We start from the raw sequence: 24065 nt of genomic DNA on the forward strand, positions 1-24065 counted from the left end.
CGCCGATAACGCTCCTAAAAGGACGTTAAGCCGCAGTCTGGGAATCCCAGGCAACGCAACACGCAAGAAGGATGTTGCGCAGGTCGACGGCGGCCGGGCGGACCGAACCCGGCGCTTGAGATCGGCGCACGCACGACAGCCGTCGATCGGCAAGCCCCACCGTCGATGATGTTTGTCACTGGCCCGGCGAATCCGCCGCTGAGCCACCCGCTCCCCGGAGGGGTGATCCGTCCTCCGGCGCAGGCGGAAGGCCTAGGCTGGGCCGCGTACGGCGGGTGCCGCCGTCTGTACCGGGGAGGCCGGCATGACCACTCTTGACGATCGGACGACGTCCCGCGCGGGCGGCGCCGAAGGTTCCGGCCCGACGGTGGCGGACGTGAGCGGCCCGTCCCGGCTCGCCGAGCCGGACGAGGCGATCAGCGCCGACGAGTTGCAGTTGGCGGCCCGCAACCACGGTCTGCCGCTGGAGGCGCTGCGCTACGACGTCACCCCCGCCGGGCTGCACTACCTGCTGATCCACTACGACATCCCGGAGGTGGACCCGGCGACGCACGCGCTCACCGTCGGCGGGGCGGTCGAGCGGCCGTTGACCGTCGGTCTGTCCGAGCTGCGCGAGCGGCCCCGGGTCACCCACCGGGTCACCCTGGAGTGCGCCGGCAACGGCCGGGCCCTGCTGCACCCCCGGCCGGTGAGCCAGCCGTGGCTGGTCGAGGCGGTCGGCAACGCCGAGTGGACGGGTACGCCGCTGGCGCCCCTGCTGCGCGAGGCGGGCCTCGGCCCGGACGCCGTGGACGTCGTCTTCACCGGCGCCGATCACGGCGTCGAGCGGGGGGTCGAGCAGGACTACCAGCGGGCGCTGCCGGTGGCCGACGCGCTGCGCGAGGAGGTGCTGCTGGCGTACGAGATGAACGGCGCTCCCCTGCTGCCGCAGCACGGCGCTCCGCTACGGCTGATCGTGCCGGGCTGGTACGGCATGGCACACGTCAAGTGGCTGCACTCGATCGAGGTGCGGACCACGCCGTTCGACGGCTACCAGAACGCGGTGGCCTACCGGCTGCGCCGTGACGCGGACGATCCGGGCGAGCCGGTTACCCGGATCGAGCCGCGTGCCCTGGTGCGCCCACCGGGCTTTCCCGACTTCATGACGCGCCGCCGGGTGCTGCCGGCGGGACCGTGCACGGTGGACGGTCGGGCCTGGTCGGGGCACGCGCCGGTGGTGGCGGTGGAGGTGAGCGTCGACGGTGGGGCGAGCTGGGCGCAGGCCGAGCTGGACCCGGCGACGGGCGGGGAGTTCGCCTGGCGACGGTGGCGGTACGAGTGGACGGCGACGCCGGGCCGGTACGTGCTCAGCGCGCGGGCGACCGACGCGTCCGGGCGGACCCAGCCGGTCGAGCAGCCGTGGAATCGTGGCGGCTTCGCCAACAACCTGGTGCAGCGCGTCGAGGTCGTGGTGCCCGCCGAGTGACCGCCACGGGTGGGGGCCCGGGGCGCGACGGTCCGGTCAGTTGCCGAAGCCGGAGTCGGCGGGCAGCGAGATGTCGGGCTTCTCCAGCTCTTCGACGTTGACGTCCTTGAAGGTCATCACTCGGACGTTCTTCACGAAGCGGGCAGGGCGGTACATGTCCCATACCCAGGCGTCGTGCATCTCGACCTCGAAGTAGACCTCGCCGTCGGAGTTGCGCACGTGCAGGTCGACCTGATTGGCCAGGTAGAACCGACGCTCGGTCTCCACCACGTAGGAGAACTGGCGGACAATGTCGCGGTACTCCCGGTAGAGCTGCAGCTCCATCTCGGTCTCGTACTTCTCGAGATCTTCCGCGCTCATCGCACTCCGCCTTCCATGACCACATCTTCCCCCACGGGCGTCGAAGGCCGAGGCTGCTCGCCCAACGCCACGCCGACGGTACCCCCTGACGCCCCGGAGTGCCCCATCGGCTCGTCCGAGCCCGGGTCGACCGGTCGCCGGGCGCGCGGTGGCCGGCCGTCGCGGCCGGAGACCGTCGCGACATTGACGTACGAGAAGCGGTGTTCCCGGCACGGCCCGTGCTCGCGCAGCGCCGCGCTGTGCTCCGGGGTGATGTAGCCCTTGTGCTCGGCGAAGCCGTACGCCGGGTACACCCCGTCCAACTCCACCATGATCCGGTCCCGGGTGACCTTGGCGAGCACGCTGGCCGCCGCCACGCAGGCGGCCACCCGGTCGCCCTTCCACACCGCCAGCCCCGGCACCCCCAGGCCGTCCACACCGAAGCCGTCGGTCAGCACGTACTCCGGTCGGGTGGTGAGCGAGGCGAGCGCCCGGCGCATCGCGGCGAGGTTGCACACGTGCAGCCCTCGGGCATCAACCTCATCGGCGGGGATGATCACCACGGCGTACGCCAGGGCACGGTCCACGACCTCGGCGTACACCCGTTCCCGGCTGGCCGGGGTGAGCAGCTTGGAGTCGGCGAGCCCGTCGATCTCGCCGCGCCGCCCCTCCGGGAGCACGGCCGCGGCGGCGACCAACGGCCCGGCGCACGCGCCCCGGCCGGCCTCGTCGGCGCCGGCCACGTGCCGGAAGCCGCGCCGCTGCAACGCCCGCTCCAGCGCGTAGAGCCCGGCCTCCCGACGAACGACGGTACGCGGCGGGGTCAGCACGACGCCTCGGCAGCCGGCGGCAGCAGCCGGGCCAGCAGGTCGGGCAGCTCCGGTGGGTAGTACCGCTCGCCGCTGGCGGCCAACTCGGTGGGCAGCCACCAGCGGTGACCGGCGATGCTGCGCTGCTCGACGTCGTTGAAGCCGACGGTGTCGACCTCGCACGACGGGACGCGGAGCAGGAAGAAGTCCTGCTCCTGGCGGTACCAGTCGCCGTCGAACGGGAACTCGGTGGCGTCGGACCAGACCGGCTCACCCAGCTCGGCCGGATCGACCCGCAGCCCGGTCTCCTCGGCCAACTCCCGCACCGCGCCGGACGCCGGAGACTCACCCCCGTCGAGCCCGCCGCCCGGGGTGAACCAGTAGCGGTGCTCCGGGCGGGCCGGGTCGAAGCCGTGGAACAGCAGGACCCGGCCGGCCGCGTCGACCAGCAGCACCCGCGCCGCGCGTCGAGGGATGTAGACGCGGTCGGCACCGTTCGCGTCTGTGGGGCTCGTCAGCCCACTCCTCACGGTCACCGCACCAGCCTGCCAGACGGGCGGCCGATCGCCCACGCCCCCACCAGTTCTACGGCTTGGGAATGCCGTCGAACTGGTCGGGCACCGTCAGCCAGGTGGCCCGGTTGACGGGCCAGAAGACGGTGAACGCCCGCCCGACGACCTCGCTCTCGGGGATCGTGGCCTCGGTGATGTTCTGGTTGGACTGCTGCCAGTGCTCCAGCGAGTCACCCGAGGCGGACCGGTGGTCGCCCATCACCCACAGCCGACCCTTCGGCACGGTGATGTCGAACTCCTGGTCGGCCGCCTTGTCCTGGACCCCGTCGATGGAGAAGATGTACGGCTCGTCGAGCGACTTGCCGTTGATCATCAGGCGCTCTTGCGGGTCGCAGCAGACCACGTGGTCGCCGCCGACGCCGATCACCCGCTTGATGAAGTCCTCGCCGTCGGGGTTGCCACTCCACTCGGTGGGGGCCTTGAACACGATCACCTCGCCGCGGTGCGGTGACCGGAAGTCGTAGACCAGCTTGTTGACCAACACCCGGTCATCGATCTTGAGAGTGTTCTCCATGGACGGGGACGGGATGAAGAAGGTCTGCAGCACGAAGGCGCGGACCAGCACCGCGACCAGGATCGCCACACCCAGCAGGATCGGCAGCTCCTTCCAGAAGGAGCTACGCGGCTTGTCGGTCTGCTCGTCAATCACGCCAAGGAGCCTACGTTGCCGGACCGGACGTCACCGTCCGGAACGCGCGGGAACCCCTCAGCGCGACCGTCAGCGGGAGTATCAGCAGCACACCGCCCTGCGGGGACGGGCGGGTCGGCGGCACACCGGACGAGGCCGTGGCCGGCGCGGCCACGTCGTCGAACGTCGCCGGCACCGACAGCGCCGCCCACCGCGACGAGGGCCAGACCACCATGAACGCCCGGCCGACGACGTTGTCGATGGGCACCGGCCCCTGACAGCGCGCGTCCTGGGAAACCTCACGGTGGTCGCCCATGACGAAGATCTGACCCGGGGGTACGACCACCTCGTCGAAGCGCCGCGAGCGGCACTCCTGCGGGTTGGGCGGCAGGTCCAGTGGCGAGTCGCGCAGCACGTACGACTCGTCGAGCGGGGTCCCGTTCACGGTGACCCGGCCCTGCGAGTCGCAGCACTTGACGCGGTCGCCGGGCACGCCGATCACCCGCTTGATGAAGTCCTTCTCGCCGGGGCGGCTCACCCCGACCAGGTCCCCGACGGTCCGGGCGAGCTTGCCGGCGAACCCGGGCTCGGGCTGCTGGTCGACCTGCGGCGCCCACCGGTCGGTGCCCCGGAACACCACCACCTCGCCGCGCACCGGGTCACGGACGTCATAGACGACCTTGTTGACCAGCACCCGGTCGCCGATCAGGAGAGTGTCCTCCATCGAGCCGGACGGGATGAAGAACGCCTGGAGCAGGAACGTGCGGATCAACACCGCGAGGCAGAAGGCCACCACCAGCAGCAGTGGAAGTTCCTGCCAGAGGGGCATCTGACGCCGGGTGCGGCGAACCCGCCGCCGCCACGGATCGACAGTGCCGTCCTCGTCAAGCGTCTGCACCACGCCACTCCCCGGTCCGCAGAAACACCACCGCCCGGGAGCCTCGTCGAGGCTCCACGGGCGGTTGTGGACGGCTGCCCGCCTCGTCGGCAGGGCCACCGCCTGGCAGCGCCCGTACGACCAGGGTAGTGCGGTCCGGTCGGTACGGCATACGCGCAGCTCAGGCGGCGTGGCGAGCGGGAAGTCAGCTGGGCTGCTTCTCCCGCTTCTCCTTGATCTTGGCCTTCTTGCCGCGCAGCTCGCGCAGGTAGTAGAGCTTGGCGCGACGCACGTCACCGCGGGTCACGACCTCGATGCGGTCGATGCCCGGGCCGTTGAGCGGGTAGGTCCGCTCGACACCGACACCGAAGCTGACCTTGCGGACCGAGAAGGTCTCGCGCAGACCGTCACCCTGGCGGCGGATCACGACGCCCTGGAAGATCTGGACACGGGACCGGTTGCCCTCGACGACCCGCGCGTGCACCTTGACGGTGTCACCGGCACGGAAGTCGGGGAGGTCGGTCCGCTTCGACTGGGCGTCAAGGGCGTCCAGGATGTTCATCGCTGCGTCCTCGTAAGGCTCACGGCGCACCGTCACTCGATGCGCGGATGGGTGATTCTGATTCCCGGGTGGTGGTCGGCGGGCCAACCCCGGTCGGGGATCCTCGCAGCCGCCCGCGGGCGCGGACGGATGCGGCAACCCCTCTACTTTGCCACATCCCCCGGCGGTGGTTGAAATCCGGCCTGTTCCAGTGCCGCGATGTCCCGTTTGTCGAGCCGCTCGGGGGGCAGCGCGGCCAGCAGGTCCGGACGTCGGGCCGCCGTGCGCAGCAGCCCCTCCTCGCGCCGCCAACGCGCGATCTTGCCGTGGTCGCCGGAGCGGAGCACGTCCGGCACGTCGTGGCCGCGCCAGCTCGACGGCTTCGTGTAGATCGGCGCCTCGAGCAGCCCGTGCGCGTGCGACTCCTCGTCCAGCGAGCCGGCGTTGCCCAACACCCCGGGCAGCAGCCGGGTGACCGCCTCCAGGACGACCAGCACGGCGACCTCGCCGCCGAAGAGCACGTAGTCACCGAGCGACACCTCGGTGACCGGCATGCGGGTGGCGGCGTGCGTCAGGACCCGCTGGTCGATCCCCTCGTACCGGCCGCAGGCGAAGAGCAGGTGCGGCTCGGCGGCCAGCTCGTGCGCCAGGGCCTGGGTGAACGGCACGCCGGCCGGCGACGGCACCAGCAGCCGGGGCGGCGCGGCCCCGGCCGGGGCGAGCGCGTCCAGCGCCGCACCCCACGGCTCCGGCTTCATCACCATCCCCGGGCCGCCGCCGTACGGGGTGTCGTCGACCGTGCGGTGCACGTCGTGGGTCCAGGTCCGCAGGTCGTGCACGGCGAGCTGGAGTACGCCGTTGGCCCGGGCACGGCCGATCAACGACAGGTCCAGCGGGGCGAAGTACTCCGGGAAGATCGACACGACGTCGACGCGCATGCGCGGTGGTCCTAAAGATCGAGCAGTCCGGCCGGCGGGTCGACGATCACGCGTCCACCGGCCAGGTCGACCTCCGGGACGATCGCCCGGACGAACGGGATCAGCGCGGTACGCCCCTCGGGCCGCCGCAGCACCAGCAGGTCGGACGAGGGCGCGTGGTCGATCCGGGCGACCTCGCCCAGACGTTCGCCGGACGGGGTGACCACCGCCAGACCGACCAACTGGTGGTCGTGGAACTCCTCCGGGTCCTCCGGAGGCTCGACGTCGGCGCTGTCCACCACGAGCAGGGTGCCGCGCAGCGCCTCGGCGGTGTTGCGGTCCAGGATCCCGTCGAACGCGACGAGCATCCGGCCCTGGTGGAACCGGGACTCCTCGATGGTCAGCTCGGCCGGAACCCGGAACACCACGCCCGGCCCGTCCGCCGGCGCGGGCGGCGGAACCGCCCCCGGCTCAGTGCGCAGCACTGTACCGGGGGCGAACCGCGCTTCGGGCTCGTCCGTCCGCACTTCCACGGTGACCTCACCGCGGACACCGTGCGGCTTGCCGATCCTTCCGACGACGAGCTGCATCAGTACGAGTCGACGATGTCGACGCGTACTCCGCGCCCACCGATGGAGCCGATCACCTGACGCAGCGCCTTGGCGGTCCGACCGGACCGCCCAATCACCGTGCCGAGGTCCTCGGGGTGCACGCGGACTTCCAGCCGCTTGCCCCGACGGGAATCGACCATCCGGACCCGGACGTCGTCCGGGTGGTCGACGATGCCCTTGACCAGGTGCTCCAAGGCGGGACGCAGCGGCATGTCAGGCCTGCTCACCGGCGTCGGCGGCGGGGGTCTCGGCCGGAGCCTCGGTCGCCGGGGCCTCAGCGGCCGGCGCCTCGGCGGCCTTGGCGGCCTTCTTGGCCGGCTTGGCCGGGGTCTCCGGGGCCAGCCCGGCAGCGGCCTTCGCCTCGGCCTCGTACGCCGCCTTGCGGTCGGCCCGCTCGGGGGCGACCTTCAGCGGCGGCGGGGCCGGCAGGCCCTTGAACTTCTGCCAGTCACCGGTCAGCTCCAGCAGCCGCTGCACCGCCTCGCTCGGCTGGGCGCCGACGGACAGCCAGTACTGGACCCGCTCCGACTTGACCTCGATGACCGAAGGGTCCTCCTTCGGCTGGTACACCCCGACGAACTCGATCGCCCGGCCGTCACGCTTGGTGCGCGAGTCGGCGATGACGATGCGGTACTGCGGGTTGCGGATCTTGCCCATCCGCAGGAGCCGGATCTTTACGGCCACAGTTGTTTCGCTCCTGTTGCGATCTCACCGGCCCACTACGGGCGGTGTGCATGGGTGAGCGCCGACCGGCACAGTGGGGTTGGGCCGGAGACTACTCGGTGGACTGGCGACGTGCCCGGGTTAGAGGGCGCCGGACGCGCGCCGGATACCAGCGACCCATTCTGCCAGATCCGACGCCGATCGTTCGCATCGGACCCGGACACCACGTCACCGGTGATCCGGAACACCTCTCAGCGCACCGGCGGGCGATCCCACCCTAGGGGCAGTTTGTCCGGCACGTCCCAATCTGCGGGCGGGGTGAAGTCACCCCAGGTGCCGTCGAACGGGAACGCGCCGGCCTCGGCGAGCGCGATCACCCGCTCCCCCTCGGCCCGGACCGCCTTCTCGTCGGTCACCCAGTAGTCGTCGCCGAAGGCGAGCCGCTCGACGAACTCGTCCTCGTCCTTCCACTGCCAGCTCAGGTCCGGACGCACCACCACGTCGAGGTCCTGGTCCACCACGTCGACGCCGGCCACCGAGCCGTCGTCCCAGCGGACGCCGGGCTCCTCCAGGTTGACGTACCAGTGGGCGAACCGACCCTGCGCGTCCCGGAACCACCACACCGAATGCGCCGCGCCCGTGGGCAGGAACTTCAACAGCGGCGGACCGTTCCAGTGGCCGTGCGCCAACCGGTACGACGACGAGACCCACTGGGCGAACGGCATCGCCCGCATGTTCAGCCCCGCCTCGGTGACCTCGTGGGCCACCGGCGAGTCCCGGGCGATCCACACCAGCAGGCCCCGCTCGTCGTCGCTGACCACCCGCCCCGGGCGCACCCAGCCGATCCGGCCGTGCCGCACGTTGCGGTGCATGATCAGCCGACCCGGTGCAAACCGCACGGCAACACCTCCGGACTGTAAGCAGGGGGCCCTTCCTCTACCGCAGACGGTAGGAAGGGGCCCTTCCTAACGTCTCAGTAGGCGCGGGCGAGGATGGCCACCAGGTCGGGCTCGTCCTCCGAGTCCGGCACCGAGCCGTCGGCCCGCAGCAGGCAGCGCACCGTCACGCCCTGGCCGTTCGCCTCGGCCTCGCCGGCCACGCCGACCGCCGACCACGGCACCATGGCCCAGCCGGTGGCGGCCGCCTCGATCGCCTCGGCCAGGGTCGACACCTCCACCGTGCGCGACGTGCGGTGGGCCAGCGCCTGGTCGTGCAGCACCTGCTGGTCGGCCTCCAGCGCCGCCAGCACCGCGCCGACCACGTCGGCCACCGGCGTCGGAGACTTCGATCCGTCGGTACGACGAACCACCGTCGCGTTACCGACGGCCAGATCGCGGGGACCGACCTCGACGCGTACCGGATAACCGCGCAGCTCGGCGTCGACGGCCCGGCGGCCGAACGCGGTGTCGGTCCGGTCGTCGAGCGCGACCCGGACACCGGCGTCGCGCAGGCCGTCGCGCAGCTTGGCCGCCGCCTCCGCGACGCCCTCGCCGTCCTTGACAACCATGATGTACGCCTGGATGGGCGCCAGCCGCGGCGGCACGCGCAGGCCGTTGTCGTCGCCGTGCGCCATGATCAGGCCGCCGAGCATCCGGGTCGACGTGCCCCAGGAGGTCGTCCAGGCGTGCTCCCGGCCGCCTTCCTTGGCCGAGTAGCTGATGTCGAACGCCTTGGCGAAGTTCTGCCCCAACTCGTGGCTGGTGCCCAGCTGGAGCGCCTTGCCGTCGCCCATCATGCCTTCGCAGGTGTAGGTGGCGGTCGCCCCGGCGAACCGCTCACGGGCCGTCTTCAGGCCCACCACCACCGGGATGCCCAGCACGTTGACCATCAGGTCCTCGTACGCCTCATGCAGGATCCGCCGCGCGTAGGCGCGGGCGTCCTCGCGGGTCGCGTGCGCGGTGTGCCCCTCCTGCCAGAGGAACTCGCTGGTCCGCAGAAAGATCCGCGGACGCAGCTCCCACCGGACCACGTTCGCCCACTGGTTGAGCAGCAGCGGCAGGTCCCGGTACGAGTCGATCCACTTGGCCATGAACTCGCCGATCACCGTCTCGCTGGTGGGACGCACCACCACCGGCTCGGCGAGCTGCTTGCCACCACCGTGGGTGACAACCGCCAGCTCCGGCGAGAAGCCCTCGACGTGCTCGGCCTCGCGCTTGAGGTAGCTCTCCGGGATGAACAGCGGGAAGTACGCGTTCTCCGCGCCCGCCGCCTTGATCCGGTCATCCATCTCGGCCTGCATCCGCTCCCAGATGGCGTAGCCGGCCGGTCGGATGACCATGGTCCCCCGGACCGGGCCGTTGTCGGCCAGCTTCGCCTTGGCGATCAGGTCCTGGTACCAGCGGGGAAAGTCCTCCGCACGGGGAGTGAGCACGCGTGCCATGACCGCACATCCTATGCGCCGGGCGAGGCGTCACCGCGCCCGGGAGGCGTCACGCCCTCCGCGTGGCGGCATGGCGCCCCTTGCAAGCGCTGCTCGGCTGGGCCGGCGACCGCCTGCCGGGCGCGGATCCGACCGCGCTGGCCTTCGCCGCCGACGATCGTCCGACTCGTGGTGAGCCCACGCCAAGATCCTCACAACATCACCGATGTTGCTGCCTCAGCCACGCCGGAAGCAGCAATATCCCTGATGCTGTGAGGATCTTGCGCGGCCCAGCACGGCCCAGCACGGCCTTGCGCGGCCCAGCGCGGCCCAGCGCGGCCCAGCGCGGCCCAGCACGGCCCAGCGCGGCCCAGCGCAGACGGGTCAGCGCACCACTCGGCCGCGCAGGATCGTGCGGGACGGGGCACGGACGACCCGCAGGTCGCGGCGGGGATCCTCGGGGTAGACCGTCAGGTCGGCGAGACCGCCCTCGACCAGCCCGGGAAAGCCGAGCCATTCCCGGGCGCCCCAGGAGGCGGCGGCGAGTACGTCCTCGGCGGGCATGCCGGCCCGCTCGTGCAGCAGCAGCATTTCTTCGGCGGCCAGCCCGTGGTCGATGCCGCCGCCGGCGTCGGTGCCCACGTAGATCGGCACACCCGCCTCGTGGGCGGCCCGCACCACCTCGGGGAAGCGGTCGCGCAGCGCGAGCATGTGTTCGGCGTACCCGGGGAACTTGGCTTGCGCCTGTTCGGCGATCCCGCCGAAGGTCGCGATGTTGATCATTGTGGGGACGAGCGCGGTGCCCCGGCGGGCCATCTCGTCGATCAGGTCGAGGCTCAGGCCGGTGCCGTGCTCGACCGAGTCCACCCCGGCGCGCACCATGATCTCGACGGCGGCCTCGGAGAAGGTGTGCACGGCGGCGCGTACCCCGGCGTCGTGCGCGGCCCGCACGGCGGCGGTCAGGGTGTCGGCGTCCCAGGCCGGCGCGAGGTCGCCCACGCCACGGTCGATCCAGTCGCCGACCAGCTTGACCCAGCCGTTGCCGGCCTTGGCCTGGGCGGCCACCGTCGCGGCCACATCGGCGGCGTCGACCTCGACGCCGATGTCCCGCAGGTAGCGCTTCGGCGGGGCGACATGCCGGCCCGCGCGGGCCAGTCGCGGCAGGTCGGGTTCGTCGTCCAACTCGGGGTACGGGTACGGCGAGCCGGCGTCCCGGATCGCCAGCACCCCGGCGTCCCGGTCGATGTGGGCCAGTTCGCGGGCCTGGTCGAGCGAGGTGATCGGGGCCCCACCTCGGGCGATGCCGAGGTGGCAGTGCGCGTCGACCAGCCCCGGCAGCACGAACCCGCCGTCGACGACGGTCTCCGCGTCGGGGACCGGGGTGAAGGTCACCCGTTCGCCGACCAGCCAGAGGTCCCGGACCTCGTCGTCGGGGAGCAGCACGCCGCGCACATGAAGGGCCATGCGCACAGTCCTACCCGATCACTCCCCGTCGGGGGCGAGCAGGTCGTTCTTCCGGGAGGTCAGCGCGGGCAGGTCCGCGTCAGCGCGGACCCTTGTCGCCGCCCTTGCCGAGCTTGTTGAAGTCGATCTTCGGGAGCTTGAAGCCGGGCGGGAGGCCCTGGCCAGCCGCCAGGTCGTTCGGGTCCATCCCCGGCGGGAGCTGCGGCATGCCACCCGGGAAGCCGGCCGGCATCCCGGCGCCGGTACGCGGACGACCGCCGCCCTTGGTGCCCTTGCGCTTGTTCTTCGGCGACTTGGTCGCCTTGCGGCGGCCAGCACCGGGCAGGCCCATCATGCCGCCCATCTGCTTCATCATCTTCTGCGCGTCGGCGAAGCGGTTGAGCAGCTGGTTGACGTCCATGACGGTGACTCCGGAACCGTTGGCGATACGCGCCCGGCGGGAGCCGTTGATGATCTTCGGGTTGTTGCGCTCGCCCGGGGTCATCGACCGGATGATCGCGGTGACCCGGTCGAAGTGGCTGTCGTCCAACTCGGCGAGCTGGTCCTTCATCTGACCCATGCCCGGCATCATGGCCAGCACGTTGGCGATCGGACCCATCCGCCGTACCGCGATGAGCTGGTCGAGGAAGTCGTCAAGCGTGAACTGCTCGCCGCCCATCAGCTTGGCGGTCATCTTCTCCTTCTGATCGGAGTCGAAGGCCTGCTCGGCCTGCTCGATCAGAGTGAGGACGTCGCCCATGCCGAGGATCCGGCTGGCCATCCGGTCGGGGTGGAAGACGTCGAAGTCCTCCAGCTTCTCACCGGTGGACGCGAACAGGATCGGCTGCCCGGTGACCTCGCGAACCGACAGCGCGGCACCACCACGGGCGTCACCGTCGAGCTTGGAGAGCACCACGCCGGTGATGCCGACGCCGTCGCGGAACGCCTCGGCGGTGCGGACGGCGTCCTGACCGACCATCGCATCGATGACGAAGATGACCTCGTCCGGGGAGACGGCGTCGCGGATGTCGGCGGCCTGCTGCATCATCTCGGCGTCGATACCGAGCCGGCCGGCGGTGTCGACGATGACGATGTCCCGGGCGGCGCGCTTGGCGTGCTCGATCGACGCGCGGGCCACCTGCACCGGGTCGCCGGTGCCGTTGCCGGGCTCCGGCGCGTACACCTCGACCCCGGCGCGACCACCGAGCACCTGGAGCTGCCCGACGGCGTTGGGGCGCTGGAGGTCGGCGGCGACCAGCAGCGGCTGGTGGCCCTGACCCTTGAGCCAGCGGGCCAGCTTGCCGGCGAGGGTGGTCTTACCCGAGCCCTGGAGGCCGGCCAACATGATCACGGTCGGCGGCTGCTTGGCGAACTGGAGTCGTCGCCCCTCGCCGCCGAGCACGTTGATCAGCTCTTCGTTGACGATCTTGATGATCTGCTGGGCCGGGTTGAGCGCCTGGGAGACCTCGGCGCTGCGGGCGCGCTCCTTGACGGCCGCGATGAAGCCCTTGACCACCGGCAGCGCGACGTCCGCCTCCAGCAGCGCGAGGCGGATCTCACGCGCGGTGGCGTCGATGTCGGCGTCGGTGAGCCGTCCCTTGCCGCGGAGCTTGGTGAAGATCCCGGACAGGCGGTCACTCAAGGTGTCAAACACGCGAACATCCCGTTTGTCAGTGTTCCGGCGGGCACAACGCGGCCGGCACTGCGGAGTCCGGCCACCGCTAGGGTAGCCGCCCGGCCGCACGGCCGCTGGCGGCCCGGCCTCACCCCGGAACCAAGCCCGATTGGTACGCGAAGACGACGAGCTGGGCCCGGTCCCGGGCTGCCAGCTTGCCCATCGCCCGGCTGACGTGTGTCCGGGCGGTCGCCGGGCTGACCACCAACCGGGCGGCTATCTCCTCGTTGTTCAGCCCCTCACCGACCAGGCCCACCACCTGGCGTTCCCGGTCGGTGAGCGTGTCCAGTCGGGGGTGCGGACGGGGTGCCCGCGACGGCCGGGTGGCGAACTCCCGCACCACCCGGCGGGTCACCGACGGCGACAGCAGCGCCTCCCCCTCGGCGACCAGCCGGATCGCCCGCAGCAGCTCCGGCGGCCGGGTGTCCTTGGTGAGGAACCCACTCGCGCCGTGGCGCAGCGCGTCGAAGACGTACTCGTCCAGCTCGAAGGTGGTGAGTACCACCACCCGCGTACCGGTCAGGTCGGGATCGGCGACGATCCGCCGGGTCGCCTCGATCCCGTCGATGCCCGGCATCCGGATGTCCATCAGGACGACGTCCGGCCGCTCCCGCCGGGCCAGCTCGACCGCCCGCAACCCGTCGGCGGCCTCACCGGCGAGCGCCAGGTCGTCCTCGCTCTCCACCAGCGCCCGCAGCCCGAGGCGGACCAGGTCCTGGTCGTCGGCGATCAGCACCCGGATCATGGGGACGGCTCCACCGGCAGCCGGGCCCACACGCGGAACCCGCCGGCCGAGCGCGGTCCGACGCTCAGCCGCCCGCCCAACGCCGTCACCCGCTCCCGCATGCCGGCCAGCCCGTGCCCGCCGGACCGGCCGTCGGCCGGTTCGAGGTCGCCGGCCGCGTCGAGCCGGCCCGGGACGCCGACGCCCCGATCGGTGACCTCGACCGTCACCTCGTCGGCCCGGTAGGTCACGGTCACCTCGGCACGCGCCACCTCGGCGTGCCGCAGCACGTTCGTCAACGCCTCCTGCACCACCCGGTACGCGGCCAGGTCGACCGCCGCCGGCAACTCCCGTGGGTCACCGGCCAGGCGCAGGTCGACGGCGAGACCGGCGCCCGCCAGGCGGTCGCGCAGTGCGGGGAGCCGCGCCAGACCGGGCACGGGCTCACGCTCCGCGCCCCGCCGCACCGCGCCCAACGTGACCCGCAGCTCGTCCAGCGCCTCCCGGCTGGTGCGGCTGATGGCGGTCAGCGCGATCTCCGCCTGCTCCGGCCGTTTCGGCAGCAGGTGCAGGGCGATGTCCGCCTGCATGCTGATCGCGGCCAACCCGTGCCCCACCACGTCGTGCACCTCCTGGGCGATGCGCAGCCGCTCCTCGTCGGCCTGCCGCCGACCCTGCTCGGCACGCTCACGGGCCTCCTCGGCTCGGGTACGGGCGGCCGCCTCCCGGCTGACCCGCACCACCACACCCACCGCGAACGGTACGACCACCCAGGCCGACGCGGGCAGCACTCCGGTCCAGCCCGGCGCGGGGCCGCGCGAGGCGAAGACATGCGCCAGCAGCACCACGAACGCGCCGCTGCCGGCGAGCGCCGCCGGACGCACCGGCAGTCGCACCGCCACGGTGTACACCGCGAGCAGGAACGCGAGCAGAATCGGCCCGTACGGGTAGCCGAGCACCAGGTACGTCGAGGTGGCAAGCGTAACCACGACGAGAGTCGCCACGGGAGCACGCCGTCGGAGCAGCAGGGCGAGCGCGGCGAGTGCGATCAGTGCCCGGCAGAGGGCGTCAACCGGCATCGAGCCCGGCTGGTTGTCCCCGGCCAGCCCGGTGGCGAGTTGTCCGAACCCGAACAGCACGAGGGCAAGCACGGCGTCCGACACCGCGTCCCGCCCACGCCACCCGTTCCCTCGCATGGCCGTCATTCTGCCCGCGCAGACGTCTCCTGACGTGCGTCCACGAGCGGCACCGCCGCTACGTCCCCGAACGTAGCCACGACCTCACCTCGCCCATGTCATCCCGGCCCCAGCCGCCGAGTGGGCCCGCGAGCCGGCGACGCACAGATGCCGACAGCCGACGACGCACGGATGCCGCCGGTGGCGGTAGCGCGGCGACGCCGCAGGCGCCCGAGGGGCCGGCAGCGTCTGAGCGGGCGCGGCGTATGGCGGCCGGAGTGTGTGGAGCGGGCGCTGCAACAAGCGTGATGACTCGGTGGCATCTTGATGCCACTGAGTCATCAGCCGCGAAGTGGCGCATGCGGGCCGCGGGCATCCCAAGGCTTCGCAGGGCCCACGACGAGCGCCGACCCACGACGGCCAGCGCGGGCCCAACACGCCCAGCGCGGGCCCAACACGGCCAGCGCGGGCCCAACACGGCCAGCGCGGGCCCAACACGGCCAGCGCGGGCCGTCGCACGGCGCGCATCGCTGGTCAGACGGCGGCCAGGACCGCGGCCTCCAGGCGGGCCCGGGTGGCGTCGTCCGGCCAGCCGCCCACGAGGTAGAAGGCGTCGACGACGTCCGCGCCGAGGGTCGAGATCCGTGCGGCCCGGACCAGGGCACCCGCCTCGTCGAGCGCGCCGGCCACCCGGTAGAGCAGCCCGGCGGCGTCGGCCGCGCGAAGTTCGAGCAGGACGGCGTCGGTGGCCGCCTCGCGGTGCCAGACGACCCGGGGTGCGGCGCCGCTGCCCCGGGCGGCGAGCGCACGACCCCGCAGCCGTTGGGTGACGGACACGTCGCCGGCGACCGCGCGGCGCAGGTCGGCACGGAGCGGGACCGGGTCGGCCGGTAGGCCGTAGCGGGGTTGCACCCGGCACTCGACGAGCGCTCGGCCGTCGACCACGGAGGCGTCGGCGGAGAGCACCTCCAGTCGGTGCAGGGCGAGGCAGCCGGCCACCGTGGCGAGTAGTCCCCGCCGGTCGGCGGCGGCCACCGCCACCCGGTCTCCGGTGAGGTGGACGACCGGCAGCGGCCCAGCCAGCAGCGCCGGGTCCGGGGCCGGGGGCTCGGGCAGCACACCGGTGTCCAGGGCGGTACGGACGCGGGCGACCAGTTCGGCGACGAGTCGGCCCTTCCAGTCCGACCAGGCGGCCGGGCCGGTGGCGGCGGCGTCGGCGCGGACGAGGGCGTGCAGCAGGTCGAGCGTGCCGGTGTCGCCCACCGCCTCGGCGACCGACGCGATGGTCACCGGATCGGCGAGGTCCCGCCGGGTGGCCACGTCCGGCAGGAGCAGGTGCAGCCGGACGAGCGTGCCGATCAGCGCCACCTCCGGGGCGGGCAGCCCGACGCGGGTCGCCACCGTCTCGGCGAGCGGCACCCCGACGGTGCTGTGGTCGCCGGGCAGGCCCTTGCCGATGTCGTGCAGCAGGGCGCCGAGCAGCAGCAGGTCGGGACGGTCCACCTCGCGGGAGTGCCGGCTGGCCTCGTGGGCGGCCTGCACGAGGTGCCGGTCGAGGGTGTATCGGTGCACCGGGTTGTGCTGGGGCAGGCTGCGCAGCCGGGTCCACTCGGGCAGCCAGCCGTCCACCAGCCCGTACCTGTCGCAGGTTTCCCAGGCCGGCACCAGGCCGGGACCGGCGCCCAGCAGCGTGGTGAGCGCGGCCCGGGCCTCGGCCGGCCAGGGCGCGGGCAGCGGAGGGCAGTACGCGGCCAGCCACTCGCAGGTGGCCCGCGCGATCGGCAGTCGGGTGGTGGCCGCTGCGGCGGCCACCCGCAGGGACAGGCTCGGGTCGGGGCGCGCGCCGATCGCCGTCCGGGCCAGCACCAGCTCGCCGTCGTGCTCGACCACGTCCCGGGCCACGGGCCGACGTACCGGGCTGCCGTTCCCACCCCGGGACCGGCCCGAGCGCAGCCGGTCGGCGGCGCGGAAGGCGTCGTCGAGGGCGTGGCTGACCGTGCGGGCGTCCCCGGCCACCCGCCGCAGGAGGGCGTCGCCGTCCTCCAGGCCGAGCAGCGCGGCGACGCCGTCGCGTTCCTGGGCGACCAGTCGGTCGACCCGGCGGCCGACCTGCTGGTGCAGGGCGTCACGGGTGTCCAGCAGCCGCAGGTGGGCGGCGCGGACGGCGGGACGCAGCGCGTCGGTGATCCCGGCGGCGGAGATCGCGCGCAGCAACCCCACGTCGCGCAGCCCGCCGGCGGCCTCCTTGAGGTCGCCTTCGAGGAGGAAGGCCAGCTCGCCGTGCGCCTGCCAGCGGGCGACGGTGATCTCACGCAGCCCCGGGAGCTGCCGCACGGCGGTCCGTCGCCAGTGGTCGGCGGCGGTGCGGGTCAGGGCGTCGGCCAGGGCCTGGTCGCCGGCCACCAGGCGGGCGTCGAGCAGCCCGAGGGCGACCTTGACGTCGTCCTGGGCCACCGACAGGGCCTCGGAGACGGTCCGCACGGAGTGGTCGAGGCGCAGTCCGGCGTCCCAGATCGGATACCAGACCGAGGCGGCCAACTCGTCCGTGCCGGGCACTCCGGCGTGCAGCAGCACCAGGTCGAGGTCGCCGTAGGGGGCGCACTGCCGCCGCCCCAGGCCCCCGACGGCCATCAGCGCGACACCGTCGCGCGCGGGCAGCAGCCCACGCAGGAACTCGTCGTACGCGGCCGCCCGCCCCACTCGGGCGGCCTCCCCGATCCCCCCGGGTACGCCGACGACCTCGTTGATCAAGAGGTTCGCGTCACCGTTCTCGGCGTTTCCTGACGCGTTCTTCTTGATCAACGAGGTCATGTCAGTCGTGGTCCGGATCAGAGGGCGTCGAGGCCGCGTTCGCCGGTACGTACCCGGACGACCTCTTCGACACCGGTGACCCAGACCTTGCCGTCGCCGATCTTGCCCGTACGGGCGGCGCCGACAATGGCGTCCACGATCTTTTCCACGTCGATCTCGTCGGTGAGCACCTCGACCCGGATCTTGGGCAGGAACTCGACCGTGTACTCGGCACCCCGGTAGACCTCGGTGTGCCCCTTCTGCCGTCCGTACCCCTGGACCTCGCTGACGGTCAGCCCGGCCACGCCCAGGGCGTGCAGAGCCTCCTTCACCGCGTCCAGCTGGTACGGCTTGATGACCGCGGTCACCAGCTTCATGTCCAACCCCTCCATCTAAGGAACGTTAACCGGCGACCTTGGCGCTGACCGGCTCGGTGGAGTCGGTCTCGGGAGCGGCGGTGCTCGGCGCGCCACCGGGGGTGCCGATGCCGGCCATCGCGAACGCGCCACCCGTGCCGCCGCCGGACGGGGACAGGTCGTAGCTGCTCTCGGCGTGCTCGGCGATGTCGATGCCCTCGACCTCGGCCTCGTTCTTGACGCGGAAGCCGATCGTCTTCTCGATGACGAAGGCGAGCACCCAGGCGATGCCGAACGACCAGGCGGTGACGATCAGGCCGGCCAGGGCCTGCCGACCGAGCTGGGTCACGCCGCCACCGTAGAACAGGCCGTCGGAGGCGCCGACCACGTCGCTGATCGCGGCGTTGACCGAGTTGGTGGCGAACAGGCCGAGCCAGAGCGAGCCGATCCAGCCACCGACGAAGTGCACGCCGACCACGTCGAGGGAGTCGTCGTAGCCCAGCTTGTACTTCAGGCTGACGGCGAGCGCGCACACGATGCCGGCGACGATGCCGAGCAGGACGGACGCCCACGGGGCGATGAAGCCACAGGCCGGGGTGATGGCGACCAGGCCGGCGACCGCGCCGGACGAGGCACCGACCATGGTCGGCTTGCGGTCCTTGACCCACTCGACCGCGATCCAGCCGAGCACCGCGGCGGCGGTGGCGAGCTGGGTGTTGATGAAGGCGAGACCGGCGACCCCGTCGACGGTCAGCTCCGAGCCGGCGTTGAAGCCGAACCAGCCGAACCACAGCAGACCGGCGCCGAGCGCGACGAGCGGGATGTTGTGCGGCTTCATGCCCTCGCGGGGCCAGCCGAGACGCTTGCCGAGCACCAGTGCCACGGCCAGGGCCGCCGCACCGGCGTTGATGTGCACCGCGGTACCGCCGGCGAAGTCCAGCGCGTGGATGTCACCGCCGATGATGCCGCCGCCCCACACCCAGTGGGCGACCGGGAAGTAGACCAGGGTGGCCCAGCCGAACGCGAACAGCAGCCAGCCGGCGAACTTGGCCCGGTCGGCGATGGCACCGCTGATCAGCGCGACGGTGATCACGGCGAAGACCATCTGGAAGGCCATGAACACGTAGAGCGGAATGCCGATGCCGCTGGGGTTCTCCGTCGTCGCGCCCCACAGGTCGGTCTCGGCGAGGAAGGTCTTGGTGCCGAGGTACGCGCCCGGGTCGCCCCAGAAGCCGTTCACGTCGGTCCCGAAGGCGACGCTGAAGCCGTAAAACCACCACAGAATAGAGATGAGCCCGATGGCGGAGAAGCTCATCATCATCATGTTGAGTACGCCCTTGGCCCGGTTGAGGCCGCCGTAGAACAGCGCCAGTCCCGGGGTCATGAGCAGCACGAGCGCGGTCGAAACCAGCAGCCACGTAGTATTGGCGCCGTCGATCGTCGGTGCTTCAGGCACGCTGGCCTCCTAAAGGTGAAGTCCTCCTTCGCGGCTTTCCGGGGCAGCGTCGCCCGTAGGCCGGTTGCGCGGAAGCTTTGTTGCCGGCTGTTTCACCCAGGGTCCCGTGCGGGTTTCCAATTCGTGACGGCTTGTTTCGTACGTGTCACGGAGTCCGCACAGTCGGCGGCATGGACAATGGTGGATCGTTCGGACGGCGCACGTCGATGGCTGACCGGCCAGGCCCATCGACCGGTCCGCTTGACGGGCCCGGCCGAGCATCGACCGGTCCGCGCTCAGCGGAGGGCGTTCTCCAGAGCGTGCCGCTCGTAGTCGAGCAGCCGCAGGTCGCGCATCGGACGCCGCAGGTGCCCCTTGTGCACGATCCGGACGAACGCCGGCTCACCGGCGGCGGCCATCCGGCGGATGCCCTCGACGTGATCCACGATCCGCTTGCGGATGGTGCGGATCAGTCGGTGCCGGTCCCGCGGGATCAACCCGTACGCGTCGGCGAACAGACGCAGCCGGCGCGGGCGGTCCGGGTGCTTCCAGCCCAGGGTGATCGAGTCCCGGTCGGCGAAGATCGGCACCCACGTCCACGCCGCGTACGCCACGTCGTAGATCCGCGCGCCGGGCGAGGCGAGGTCGAAGTCGATCAGCCCGAGGGTGCCGTCCGGACGCCAGATCACGTTGTGCGGGGCGGCGTCGTGGTGGCAGATCACCTCGGTGTCCGGCGGCGGAGGGCCGAACGAGCGCCAGACGGCCCCCGTCGGCGGGGCGAAGCCGTACTGCGCGTCGTGGAACATCCGCAGCATGGTGGCGACGGTGACCAGCGCCTCGTCGGTCACCCAGTGCGGGGCGAGCGGGTACTCCCCGCACTCCCCCTCCAGGTACGACAGCACCTCACGGTTGCGCTCGTCCATCCCGAGCGCCCGCGGAGCGCCGGTGAAGCCGACGTACTCCAGGTGCCGGAGCAGGGCGTGCACAGACGGGGTCCACGGCCCGGCGTTGCGACGGACCGTGTCGCCGACCCGGACCACGGTGCTCACGTTCCCGCCGTGCAGCGGGATCTCCTGCGAAGTCACGTACGGTCTCCCGAGGCGCTGCGAGGAATGGCCGGGATCACGCCAGCCCGCGTACGCGCGATCGTCACTGGTCACCCGAGACTACGCGTCCCGTCCAGCGGGCTCGGTGCCCAGCAGCGCGTCGACGAACTGCGCCGGGTCGAACGGCGCGAGGTCGTCCTTGCCCTCGCCGAGACCGACGAGCTTGACCGGGATGCCGAGCTTGCGCTGTACGGCGATCACGATGCCGCCCTTGGCGGTGCCGTCGAGCTTGGTCAGCACCACGCCGGTCACGTTGACCACCTCGGTGAAGACCCGGGCCTGCTCCAGACCGTTCTGGCCGGTCGTGGCGTCGAGGATGAGCAGCGTCTCGTCGATCGGTCCCTGCTTCTCCACGACGCGTTTGACCTTGCCCAGCTCGTCCATCAGGCCGACCTTGTTCTGCAGGCGACCGGCGGTGTCGATGAGCACCGTGTCCACGCCGGTGTCGATGCCCCGCTTGACGGCGTCGAAGGCCACGCTGGCCGGGTCGGCCGCCTCGGGGCCCCGCACGGTCTCCGCGCCGACCCGTTCGCCCCAGGTCTGCAACTGGTCGGCGGCGGCGGCCCGGAAGGTGTCGGCGGCGCCGAGCAGCACGGTACGGCCGTCGGCGACCAGCACCCGGGCGACCTTGCCGCACGTGGTGGTCTTGCCGGCGCCGTTGACGCCGACGACCAGCACGACCGCCGGCACGCCGTCCTTGGGGGCGGTGCGCAGCGAACGGTCCATGCTCGGGTCGAGGGCGTTGACCAGCTCGGCGGCGAGCAGCGCGCGCAGCTCACCGGCCGAGCGGGTGCCCAGCACGCGGGTCTGCTCGCGCAGCCGGTCGACGATGTCGCGGGTCGCGTCGACGCCGACGTCGGCGGTGATCAGGCTGTCCTCGATCTCCTCCCAGACGTCCTCGTCGAGGTGGTCGCGGGCGAGCAGGCCGAGCAGGCCCTTGCCGAACACGTTCTGCGAGCGCGACAGGCGGGAGCGGAGCCGGACCAGCCGCCCGGCGGTCGGCTCGGGGACCTCGACCTGCGGTTCGAGCACCGGCGGCGGCTCGACCAGGACACCGGTGGACAGATCGGACTCTGGTGCCTCGACCGGCGGACCGGCGAGATCCTCTTCGGCCCGGGTGTCGACCTCGGTGCGCGGAAGCGGAGGCTCGGGCCGCCGCCGCAGACGGGGCACGACCAGCCCGACTGTGCCGACGATCAGCACACCGAGCAGGACCAGAGCGAGGACGAGATATTCGGCCATGCCGGAATCCTGTCAGATGCCGGCGACGCCGTCCCAGCCACCGCACCCGGCCGGTGTCCGGAAACCGGCGGTAGGCTCGCGTCATGCCCGCCGCACACCTCCTGATCGGCCCACTTCTGCGGCGAGTGGTCGACACTCGGGCGACGATCTGGGTGGAGACCGCCGCGCCCGCCGTGGTCACCGTCCGCACCGCCGACGGCGCCACCGGCACCGCGCCCACCTTCTCGGCGTACGACCACCACTACGCCCTCGTCGTGGTGGAGGGCCTCACCCCGGACAGCACCACCACGTACGAGGTGCTGGTCGACGACGAGTTGGTGTGGCCCGTGGAGAGCAGCGGCTTCCCGCCCAGCGTCATCCGTACCCGGGCGGTCGACGACCTGGACCAGCCGGTCAACCTGATCTTCGGTTCGTGTCGCGAGACCACCCAGCACGCCACCACCCGCAAGCTCCCGCCGGACGCCCTGGACGCGTACGCCCGGCGGTCGATGGCGGACCCGGAGTCGAACCCGCTGCCGGACCTGCTGGTGCTCCTCGGTGACCAGGTGTACGCCGATGTCACCTCACCGACCGTGCGTCGGCTGCTGCGCCGACGCCGTCGGCGGCCGAAGGACGCTCCGGCCGACCAGGTGGTGAGCTTCGACGAGTACACGAAGCTCTACCTGGAGTCGTGGCGTGATCCGGAGATCCGCTGGCTGCTCTCCACCGTGCCCAGCGTGATGATCTTCGACGATCACGAGATCATCGACGACTGGAACACCTCGGCGTCGTGGCGTGCCGAGATGCGCGAGCAGCCGTGGTGGGCCGAACGGATCGGCAGCGGGCTGGCCTCGTACTGGGTCTACCAGCACCTGGGCAACCTCGCGCCGGACGAGATCGCCGCCGACCCGGTCTACGCCAAGGTCGTCGCCGCCGAGGACGCCACCGGCGTGCTGCGCGAGTTCGGGCACCGGGTCGACCAGGAGGCCGACCTGGCGCACGACACCGAGCGCTGGCGGGCCGTGCAGTACCAGTGGAGCTACGCGCTCGACCTGGGGCGTACCCGGCTGGTCATGCTCGACAACAGGTGCAGCCGGGTGCTTGAGCCGGGCAGCCGGGCGATGCTGCCGCCGGGTGAGTGGTCGTGGTTCCTGGACCAGGCCCACGGCGTCTACGACCACCTCGTGGTGGGCGCCTCGCTGCCCTGGCTGCTGCCCCAGGGCATCCACCACATCGAGGCGTGGAACGAGAAGCTGGCCGACTCGCGCCGGCCTTGGGTGGCCCGCACGGCCGAGAAGCTGCGCCGGGCTCTCGATCTGGAGCACTGGGCCGCGTTCCGGCGGTCCTTCGAGGCGCTCGGTGAGACGTTCGCCCGGATCGGCACCGGCACGCCGAGGGAGTCCGGCGCACGGGTCGGCGCCGGCCCGGCGTACGCCCCACCGGCGTCGATCAGCGTGCTCTCCGGGGACGTGCACCACTCGTACGTGGCCCGGGCCCGGTTCGCCGACCCCGCGGTGGTCACGCCGGTGCACCAGCTCACCTGCTCGCCGATCCACAACCAGGTGCCGGCCGGCATCCGACCGCTGATGAAGATGGGCTGGTCGTCGGGCCCGGCGGGGGCCACCCGGGCGCTGGCCCGCTCGGCGGGTGTCCGGCGGCCGGGGGTGCGCTGGCGCAAGCTGGCCGGGCCCTACTTCGGCAACGCGGTCGCCACTCTGACCCACCGGGGCCGGCAGGCTGAGGTGATCATCGAGGGTACGACCAGCGACGGGCACCTACGCCCGGTGATGAGCCGCCGCCTCTCCGGCGACGGGTGACCGGGCCTCGCCGTACTCTCTAGGCCGTGAGCGAGCATCAGCCGGAACCGATCCGGGCCGTCGAGCACGAGCTGACCGCGCTGCTGCGTCGCGGGCGGGCGGTCTCCTGGGAGATCGCCCGCGAGGTGCACCCGACCCTCGAACCGAACACCTACGGGCTGCTGCTCTGGCTGCGGCGCAGCGGGTCGATCCGGCTGACCGAGCTGGCGGCGCGGCTCGGCGTGGGCAAGGGAACGCTCAGCCGGCAGATCAACGGGTTGGAGGCACTCGGCCTGGTGCACCGCGAGCCCGACCCGAGTGACCGGCGGGCGGCGCAGATCAGCCTCACCGAGGAGGGCCAGCGACGGTTCGACGTGGCCCGGTCCGCCCGGTTGGGCGAGTTCCTGCGGGCGCTGGACGACTGGCCGGCCCGGGACGTGGAGGAGTTCGCTCGGCTCCTCGGCCGGTTCAACGATTCCTGGAGATGACCCGCGACGTGGGGAATGTTGTCACCTTCTCCCCAGTTGTTGCTTGAGGCAACCAAAGCGTCAAGGCTGGAGGCA

At 72.0% G+C, this 24065-nt stretch carries 24 protein-coding genes; 3 read left to right on the plus strand and 21 right to left on the minus strand.

The window, feature by feature from the left end:
• The first annotated feature begins 304 nt into the window (after positions 1-304).
• Entirely contained in the window at positions 305-1465 is a 1161-nt protein-coding gene (locus AB0I89_RS24420) for a sulfite oxidase (RefSeq protein ID WP_357131039.1), read from the plus strand.
• Positions 1466-1501: 36 nt separating this feature from the next.
• Here the strand turns inward: AB0I89_RS24420 and AB0I89_RS24425 are convergent, their stop codons facing one another.
• The 21 genes from AB0I89_RS24425 to ftsY all read right to left on the minus strand — a co-directional run bounded on the left by AB0I89_RS24425 (position 1502) and on the right by ftsY (position 21727).
• Complete coding sequence (locus tag AB0I89_RS24425; RefSeq protein WP_018218957.1) at positions 1502-1825, minus strand: DUF2469 domain-containing protein; 324 nt, start codon at positions 1823-1825, stop codon at positions 1502-1504.
• Positions 1822-2634: a ribonuclease HII gene (locus AB0I89_RS24430; protein WP_355051579.1), complete on the minus strand. Its 813-nt coding sequence runs from the start codon at positions 2632-2634 to the stop codon at positions 1822-1824. Before AB0I89_RS24430 ends, AB0I89_RS24425 begins: the two co-directional genes overlap by 4 nt.
• Complete coding sequence (locus tag AB0I89_RS24435) at positions 2628-3143, minus strand: NUDIX domain-containing protein (protein ID WP_357131264.1); 516 nt, start codon at positions 3141-3143, stop codon at positions 2628-2630. Before AB0I89_RS24435 ends, AB0I89_RS24430 begins: the two co-directional genes overlap by 7 nt.
• Positions 3144-3198: 55 nt before the next feature.
• Positions 3199-3834: a signal peptidase I gene (gene lepB, locus AB0I89_RS24440; protein WP_357131043.1), complete on the minus strand. Its 636-nt coding sequence runs from the start codon at positions 3832-3834 to the stop codon at positions 3199-3201.
• 10 nt (positions 3835-3844) lie between these two features.
• Entirely contained in the window at positions 3845-4714 is an 870-nt protein-coding gene (gene lepB, locus AB0I89_RS24445; protein ID WP_355051576.1) for a signal peptidase I, read from the minus strand.
• A 181-nt stretch (positions 4715-4895) separates the two neighbouring features.
• Positions 4896-5252 (minus strand): 50S ribosomal protein L19, encoded by a 357-nt coding sequence (gene rplS, locus AB0I89_RS24450; protein ID WP_030335223.1) that lies wholly within the window; start codon positions 5250-5252, stop codon positions 4896-4898.
• Between the two features lie 143 nt (positions 5253-5395).
• Positions 5396-6169: a tRNA (guanosine(37)-N1)-methyltransferase TrmD gene (trmD, locus tag AB0I89_RS24455; protein WP_357131047.1), complete on the minus strand. Its 774-nt coding sequence runs from the start codon at positions 6167-6169 to the stop codon at positions 5396-5398.
• Between the two features lie 11 nt (positions 6170-6180).
• On the minus strand, positions 6181-6738 hold the full coding sequence (gene rimM / locus AB0I89_RS24460) for a ribosome maturation factor RimM (RefSeq protein ID WP_357131050.1): 558 nt from the start codon (positions 6736-6738) through the stop codon (positions 6181-6183).
• Positions 6738-6971, minus strand: coding sequence for an RNA-binding protein (locus AB0I89_RS24465; protein WP_013284588.1), 234 nt, complete (start codon positions 6969-6971; stop codon positions 6738-6740). The genes rimM and AB0I89_RS24465 overlap by 1 nt, the downstream gene beginning before the upstream one ends.
• 1 nt (position 6972) lies before the next feature.
• Positions 6973-7443, minus strand: coding sequence for a 30S ribosomal protein S16 (rpsP, locus tag AB0I89_RS24470; protein ID WP_355051573.1), 471 nt, complete (start codon positions 7441-7443; stop codon positions 6973-6975).
• A 230-nt stretch (positions 7444-7673) separates the two neighbouring features.
• Positions 7674-8321 carry a DUF402 domain-containing protein gene (locus AB0I89_RS24475; RefSeq protein WP_357131054.1) on the minus strand — a complete coding sequence of 216 codons (648 nt, stop codon included), beginning with the start codon at positions 8319-8321 and terminating at the stop codon, positions 7674-7676.
• Between the two features lie 74 nt (positions 8322-8395).
• Positions 8396-9802: a proline--tRNA ligase gene (gene proS / locus AB0I89_RS24480; protein WP_357131057.1), complete on the minus strand. Its 1407-nt coding sequence runs from the start codon at positions 9800-9802 to the stop codon at positions 8396-8398.
• A 363-nt stretch (positions 9803-10165) separates the two neighbouring features.
• Positions 10166-11245 carry an amidohydrolase family protein gene (locus tag AB0I89_RS24485; RefSeq protein ID WP_357131060.1) on the minus strand — a complete coding sequence of 360 codons (1080 nt, stop codon included), beginning with the start codon at positions 11243-11245 and terminating at the stop codon, positions 10166-10168.
• Between the two features lie 79 nt (positions 11246-11324).
• The gene (gene ffh / locus AB0I89_RS24490) at positions 11325-12878 is read right to left on the minus strand and encodes a signal recognition particle protein (protein ID WP_357131063.1); all 1554 of its coding nucleotides are present in this window, start codon (positions 12876-12878) and stop codon (positions 11325-11327) included.
• Positions 12879-12987: 109 nt separating this feature from the next.
• The gene (locus AB0I89_RS24495; RefSeq protein ID WP_357131066.1) at positions 12988-13644 is read right to left on the minus strand and encodes a response regulator transcription factor; all 657 of its coding nucleotides are present in this window, start codon (positions 13642-13644) and stop codon (positions 12988-12990) included.
• Positions 13641-14819: a sensor histidine kinase gene (locus AB0I89_RS24500; RefSeq protein ID WP_357131069.1), complete on the minus strand. Its 1179-nt coding sequence runs from the start codon at positions 14817-14819 to the stop codon at positions 13641-13643. The genes AB0I89_RS24495 and AB0I89_RS24500 overlap by 4 nt, the downstream gene beginning before the upstream one ends.
• Positions 14820-15332: 513 nt before the next feature.
• Positions 15333-17609, minus strand: coding sequence for a [protein-PII] uridylyltransferase (locus tag AB0I89_RS24505; RefSeq protein WP_357131072.1), 2277 nt, complete (start codon positions 17607-17609; stop codon positions 15333-15335).
• 17 nt (positions 17610-17626) lie between these two features.
• Positions 17627-17965, minus strand: a complete 339-nt coding sequence (locus AB0I89_RS24510; protein ID WP_007456507.1) for a P-II family nitrogen regulator — start codon at positions 17963-17965, stop codon at positions 17627-17629.
• A 25-nt stretch (positions 17966-17990) separates the two neighbouring features.
• Positions 17991-19400, minus strand: coding sequence for an ammonium transporter (locus AB0I89_RS24515; RefSeq protein ID WP_357131075.1), 1410 nt, complete (start codon positions 19398-19400; stop codon positions 17991-17993).
• A 275-nt stretch (positions 19401-19675) separates the two neighbouring features.
• On the minus strand, positions 19676-20539 hold the full coding sequence (locus AB0I89_RS24520) for an aminoglycoside phosphotransferase family protein (RefSeq protein WP_357131078.1): 864 nt from the start codon (positions 20537-20539) through the stop codon (positions 19676-19678).
• Between the two features lie 6 nt (positions 20540-20545).
• On the minus strand, positions 20546-21727 hold the full coding sequence (gene ftsY / locus AB0I89_RS24525) for a signal recognition particle-docking protein FtsY (RefSeq protein WP_357131081.1): 1182 nt from the start codon (positions 21725-21727) through the stop codon (positions 20546-20548).
• Between the two features lie 83 nt (positions 21728-21810).
• Between ftsY and AB0I89_RS24530 the strand changes: the two genes are divergently transcribed.
• Positions 21811-23523, plus strand: a complete 1713-nt coding sequence (locus AB0I89_RS24530) for an alkaline phosphatase D family protein (RefSeq protein WP_357131084.1) — start codon at positions 21811-21813, stop codon at positions 23521-23523.
• A gap of 26 nt (positions 23524-23549) precedes the next feature.
• The gene (locus AB0I89_RS24535) at positions 23550-23990 is read left to right on the plus strand and encodes a MarR family transcriptional regulator (RefSeq protein WP_357131086.1); all 441 of its coding nucleotides are present in this window, start codon (positions 23550-23552) and stop codon (positions 23988-23990) included.
• The last annotated feature ends 75 nt before the right edge of the window (positions 23991-24065 follow it).

Source organism: Micromonospora sp. NPDC049801 (assembly GCF_040656575.1).
Lineage (GTDB): Bacteria > Actinomycetota > Actinomycetes > Mycobacteriales > Micromonosporaceae > Micromonospora.

Coding starts and splice junctions, on each gene's coding strand:
- AB0I89_RS24510 (WP_007456507.1), bottom strand. CDS start 17,965: ATGAAGCTGGTGACCGCGGTCATCAAGCCGTACCAGCTGGACGCGGTG.
- AB0I89_RS24485 (WP_357131060.1), bottom strand. CDS start 11,245: ATGGCCCTTCATGTGCGCGGCGTGCTGCTCCCCGACGACGAGGTCCGG.
- AB0I89_RS24500 (WP_357131069.1), bottom strand. CDS start 14,819: ATGCGAGGGAACGGGTGGCGTGGGCGGGACGCGGTGTCGGACGCCGTG.
- AB0I89_RS24425 (WP_018218957.1), bottom strand. CDS start 1,825: ATGAGCGCGGAAGATCTCGAGAAGTACGAGACCGAGATGGAGCTGCAG.
- ftsY (WP_357131081.1), bottom strand. CDS start 21,727: ATGGCCGAATATCTCGTCCTCGCTCTGGTCCTGCTCGGTGTGCTGATC.
- trmD (WP_357131047.1), bottom strand. CDS start 6,169: ATGCGCGTCGACGTCGTGTCGATCTTCCCGGAGTACTTCGCCCCGCTG.
- rimM (WP_357131050.1), bottom strand. CDS start 6,738: ATGCAGCTCGTCGTCGGAAGGATCGGCAAGCCGCACGGTGTCCGCGGT.
- proS (WP_357131057.1), bottom strand. CDS start 9,802: ATGGCACGCGTGCTCACTCCCCGTGCGGAGGACTTTCCCCGCTGGTAC.
- AB0I89_RS24420 (WP_357131039.1), top strand. CDS start 305: ATGACCACTCTTGACGATCGGACGACGTCCCGCGCGGGCGGCGCCGAA.
- rplS (WP_030335223.1), bottom strand. CDS start 5,252: ATGAACATCCTGGACGCCCTTGACGCCCAGTCGAAGCGGACCGACCTC.
- AB0I89_RS24495 (WP_357131066.1), bottom strand. CDS start 13,644: ATGATCCGGGTGCTGATCGCCGACGACCAGGACCTGGTCCGCCTCGGG.
- AB0I89_RS24465 (WP_013284588.1), bottom strand. CDS start 6,971: ATGCCGCTGCGTCCCGCCTTGGAGCACCTGGTCAAGGGCATCGTCGAC.
- AB0I89_RS24505 (WP_357131072.1), bottom strand. CDS start 17,609: ATGACCTCGTTGATCAAGAAGAACGCGTCAGGAAACGCCGAGAACGGT.
- AB0I89_RS24530 (WP_357131084.1), top strand. CDS start 21,811: ATGCCCGCCGCACACCTCCTGATCGGCCCACTTCTGCGGCGAGTGGTC.